This window comes from Streptomyces sp. NPDC057697, from assembly GCF_042799335.1.
Lineage (GTDB): Bacteria > Actinomycetota > Actinomycetes > Streptomycetales > Streptomycetaceae > Streptomyces.
The window spans coordinates 1-1,336 of record NZ_JBHVJA010000037.1 but is presented as its reverse complement, the minus strand read 5'-3'; the positions used below and the strand labels follow the sequence as shown (position 1 = coordinate 1,336).

The following is a 1,336-nucleotide window of genomic DNA, read 5'->3' as shown; positions in this document are numbered from 1 at the left end:
AGGATCAATGTACGAATGACACGACTTCGGCGGTACGCTTGAGCCCCGCTACATTGTCGGCGCGGAATCACTTGACCAGTGAGCTATTACGCACTCTTTCAAGGGTGGCTGCTTCTAAGCCAACCTCCTGGTTGTCTCTGCGACTCCACATCCTTTCCCACTTAGCGTACGCTTAGGGGCCTTAGTCGATGCTCTGGGCTGTTTCCCTCTCGACCATGGAGCTTATCCCCCACAGTCTCACTGCCGCGCTCTCACTTACCGGCATTCGGAGTTTGGCTAAGGTCAGTAACCCGGTAGGGCCCATCGCCTATCCAGTGCTCTACCTCCGGCAAGAAACACACGACGCTGCACCTAAATGCATTTCGGGGAGAACCAGCTATCACGGAGTTTGATTGGCCTTTCACCCCTAACCACAGGTCATCCCCCAGGTTTTCAACCCTGGTGGGTTCGGTCCTCCACGAAGTCTTACCTCCGCTTCAACCTGCCCATGGCTAGATCACTCCGCTTCGGGTCTTGAGCGTGCTACTCAACCGCCCTATTCGGACTCGCTTTCGCTACGGCTTCCCCACACGGGTTAACCTCGCAACACACCGCAAACTCGCAGGCTCATTCTTCAAAAGGCACGCAGTCACGACTGCATGTGCAAGCACATACAGCGACGCTCCCACGGCTTGTAGGCACACGGTTTCAGGTACTATTTCACTCCGCTCCCGCGGTACTTTTCACCATTCCCTCACGGTACTATCCGCTATCGGTCACCAGGGAATATTTAGGCTTAACGGGTGGTCCCGCCAGATTCACACGGGATTTCTCGGGCCCCGTGCTACTTGGGTGTCTCTCAAACGAGCCGTCAATGTTTCAGCTACGGGGGTCTTACCCTCTACGCCGGACCTTTCGCATGTCCTTCGCCTACATCAACGGTTTCTGACTCGTCTCACGGCCGGCAGACCGCAAAAGAGAGATCCCACAACCCCGCATGCGCAACCCCTGCCGGGTATCACACGCATACGGTTTGGCCTCATCCAGTTTCGCTCGCCACTACTCCCGGAATCACGGTTGTTTTCTCTTCCTGAGGGTACTGAGATGTTTCACTTCCCCTCGTTCCCTCCACACTGCCTATGTGTTCAGCAGCGGGTGACAGCCCATGACGACTGCCGGGTTTCCCCATTCGGACACCCCCGGATCAAAGCTCGGTTGACAGCTCCCCGGGGCCTATCGTGGCCTCCCACGTCCTTCATCGGTTCCTGGTGCCAAGGCATCCACCGTGCGCCCTTAAAAACTTGGCCACAGATGCTCGCGTCCACTGTGCAGTTCTCAAACAACGACCAGCCACCCA

At 56.7% G+C, this 1,336-nt stretch carries 1 rRNA gene (cut by a window edge); it reads right to left on the bottom strand.

The window, feature by feature from the left end:
• Positions 1 to 1,286, bottom strand: a 23S ribosomal RNA gene (locus tag ACFVFH_RS35720); it reaches 1,938 nt to the left of the window's first position.
• Positions 1,287 to 1,336: the final 50 nt, after the last annotated feature.